This is a genomic window from Actinosynnema sp. NPDC023658 (genome assembly GCF_040639995.1).
In the GTDB taxonomy this organism is placed as follows: domain Bacteria; phylum Actinomycetota; class Actinomycetes; order Mycobacteriales; family Pseudonocardiaceae; genus Actinosynnema.
Genome location: NZ_JBFAAX010000635.1, coordinates 1 through 3,322, shown reverse-complemented (window position 1 = coordinate 3,322; position 3,322 = coordinate 1). Strand labels below are relative to the sequence as shown.

The 3,322-nt window shown below is 71.7% G+C and carries 3 protein-coding genes; 1 reads left to right on the top strand and 2 read right to left on the bottom strand.

Going from position 1 to position 3,322, the window contains the following annotated elements:
* Window positions 1-58: 58 nt before the first annotated feature.
* A complete protein-coding gene (locus tag AB0G02_RS32445; RefSeq protein WP_360801810.1) occupies window positions 59-1,510 on the bottom strand; it encodes an FAD-dependent oxidoreductase in 1,452 nt (483 codons plus the stop codon).
* Between the two features lie 144 nt (window positions 1,511-1,654).
* A complete protein-coding gene (locus tag AB0G02_RS32440; RefSeq protein WP_360801807.1) occupies window positions 1,655-2,257 on the bottom strand; it encodes an XRE family transcriptional regulator in 603 nt (200 codons plus the stop codon).
* Between the two features lie 92 nt (window positions 2,258-2,349).
* On the opposite strand from AB0G02_RS32440, the gene AB0G02_RS32435 reads away from it, so the two are divergent.
* Entirely contained in the window at window positions 2,350-3,294 is a 945-nt protein-coding gene (locus AB0G02_RS32435) for an NAD(P)/FAD-dependent oxidoreductase (protein ID WP_360801804.1), read from the top strand.
* The last annotated feature ends 28 nt before the right edge of the window (window positions 3,295-3,322 follow it).

The following is a 3,322-nucleotide window of genomic DNA, read 5'->3' as shown; positions in this document are numbered from 1 at the left end:
GCGGGGACGGCGCGTGCGTGGTGGTGCGACGGGTCCGGTCAACGGCGTCGGACCACGATCACCAGAGCTGGCGGGTGCGCGCGTAGTACTCCCGCAGGAGCTTGAGCAGGTCCGGGTCGAAGCGGGAGCTGAAGACCAGCTCGGCGGGCGGCGTGATCTCCGGGTCGATCTCCTCGACCCAGCGCTCGATCGCGGGCCGCAGGTCCATGCCGATCCAGTAGTGCCAGTCCGCCGGCAGCGTCCAGTCCTGCTCCGGGCCGATCGCGAACTGCTCGATGAACGTGTTGGTCACGACCTGCTCGCGGCTCAACGCCTGGATCGGCTTGCGCACCGGGTTGAACAGCTCGAAGTCCTCCGCGCCGGGCTCGCCCAGGATGCGGGCGGCCATCTCCCGCGCCACCAGCGGCGACATGTGCAGGCCGTCGCGGTAGGTACCCGTCATGATCCAGAGCCCGGCCATCCCGCCCGGTCCGAGCAGCGGGAAGCCGTCCACCGACACCGGCCGGTTGCCGACCTGGACCTTCTGCACCGGGCTCGCCCACAGGTTCATCCGGATCTGGCGGTGCGCGCACTGCATGAGGAACACCATGTCGCGCATGTCCGCGAGGTCCCGCGGCTGGGTGGAGATCACGTTCGTCGCGCCGATGTAGACCTGGCCCTCGCCGCGCGGCACGAGGTGCAGGCCGCAGGCGAACGACCGGTTGGGCGTCCGGATGACGCCGCGCGGCGCCGTGCCGTCGAACGTCTTCATCAGCACCGACACGCCGTACCCGCTCACCAGCGGCGGGATCTGCCCGCCGACGGGCAGCTGGTTGAGCAGCGGCTGGGTGCGGGAGCCCGCGGCGAGGGTCACCTGCCCGGCGGACAGCCGGACGCCGCCGGTCAGCGTCACCCCGGTCACGCGGTCACCGGTGTGGTCGACCCGCTCGGCCTCCGCGTCGACCAGCGTGCCGCCCTCGGCGGTGAAGGCGGCCTGGAGCCGCACCAGCAGCGCGGCCGAGTTCACCGCGTGCTCGCCGGGGATGTGCAGCGCCCGCAGCGGCCGCGAGATCGGCTCGGCCTCCACCCACTCAAGGTCCAGCGGGTCGACGTCCTCGAACGGCGCCTCGTAGCGGACCAGCTCCTCCCGGATGGCGCGGAAGTTGGTGTCGTCGATCTCGGCCATGCCGATGGCGTTGAGGATGACGGTGGTCCCGTCCGCGGTGACGACCTCGTCGGCCGCGCCGTCACCGAGGCCGTCGAGCCACTCCGACCACAGCCGGCCCGCCTTGATGGCGAGCTCCAGCTTCGTCCGGCCCGCGTCGCTGCCCACCAGGGTGGTCGTGACCTCGCCGAAGGTGCCGAGCATCGCGCCGGACGCGGTCGTGCCGGCGAACGGGCGGTGCGGCTCCCCGAGCACGGCGACGTCCTGTCCGCGCCGGGTCAGCACGAGGCCGAGCGAGAGCCCGAGCACCCCGTTCCCGACGATGATCACGTCGAAGTTCTTCTTGGACAGACCAGTAGCGTTCATGCAGCTTCCCATCCAGTCTGAGGAAACCGCACGGGAAATTCACCGAATGACGGCCGGCAGGATCACCTGCATTCCGTGCGGCACTCCAGATGGTGCCACCGGGCGGTCGATCCGACAATGCGCACAAAATGCACCGACGTCGTCTCACGTACTCTCGCCGGCAATTTCCACGTCGGGTTTCACGCGCATGTGTATGCGCTCGCCCTGGGTGCCGAGAATGTTCAGCACCTCGACCGGACCCGCGCCGGTGGCGCCGAACCAGTGCGGCACGGTCGTGTCGAACTCGGCGGCCTCGCCCGCCTCCAGCACCAGGTCCCGGTCCCCCAGGACCAGCCGCAACCGACCGGAGAGGACGTAGAGCCACTCGTAACCGTGGTGGGTGCACAGTTCCGGGGTGCTGCGCTCGGCGGGGATGATCGTCTTGAAGGTGTGCAACGGCCCCTGGGCGCGGGTGAGCGCGAGCACCACGCTGCCGTCCACGCGCCGCGGCGTCGGCCGGATCCGCGGGTCGGCCACCTCCGGTCCGCCGATCAGCTCGTCCAGCGGTATGCCGTAGACGCGGACGATCGGCAGCAATAACTCCAGGCTCGGCCGGCGCTGACCGACTTCCAACCGGGAGAGCGTGCTCTTGGAGATGCCGGTCAGGGTGGAGAGCTGGGACAGGCTCATCCCGCGCTGGGTCCGCAGCCGGTTCAGCCGGGGACCGACGGCGGCCAGGGCGGAGGGGATGTCGTCGAACGGTGCCATGGCGCCATGACACCAGCGCGTCCCGGAAATGGCAACGGACGTTGCCCGGGTCGTGCGGGCCGACCCACCATGGCGGCGGAGGTGGTCCACGGATGACAACGGATCTGGCCACGGACGACGACTACGACGTCGTGGTCATCGGCGCGGGCGCGGGCGGGCTCAACGCGGCGCTGCTGCTCGCGCGGGCCCGGCGGAGGGTCGCGGTGGTCGACAACGGGCAGCCGCGCAACGCGCCGGCCGAGCACATGCACGGCTTCCTGTCCCGGGACGGGATGCCCCCGACGGCGTTCCTGGAGGTCGGGCGCGAGGAGGTCGTCGGCTACGGCGCCACCATGATCGGCGCGGTGGTGGACGACCTGGTCGCGGACGACGGCGGTGGTTTCACCGCGGCGCTGGACGACGGCCGCGTGCTGCGGGCCCGGAGCGTGGTCGTGGCCACGGGCCTGCGCGACGAGCTGCCCGACGTCCCGGGCGTGCGCGACCGCTGGGGTCGCGACGTCGTGCACTGCCCCTACTGCCACGGCTACGAGTTCCGCGACCAGGCGCTCGGCGTGCTCGGCACCAGTCCCGGCGCGGTCTTCCACGCGCAGCTGCTGCGCCAGTGGTCGGCCGACATCACGCTGTTCGCCCACACCCTCGACCTGAGCGCCGAGGACCGCGCCACCCTCGAAGCCCGCGGCGTCGAGGTCGTGGACGGCGCGATCGGGGAAGTGGTGGTGCAGGACGACGCCGTGCGCGGGGTCGAGCTGGCCGACGGCAACCTCGTGGAGCGGACCGGGGTGTTCGTGGTGCCGCGCATGGTGCCGCGCGACGCGCTGCTGACCAAGCTGGGGTGCACCGTCGGCGAGGACGGCTGGGTGAGCGTCGACAAGGCCGGCCGCACCAGCGTGCCGGGCGTCTACGCGGTGGGCAACGTGGTCGACCCGCGGGCGCAGGTCGTCACCGCGGCCGGGATGGGGTCCGCGGCCGGTTTCGCGATCAACATCGACCTGGTCCAGCAGGACGTCGCAGCGGCCGTGGCGGCGCGCGCGTCCTGACCGGACGACGGGGGTCGGGTGCACCGGG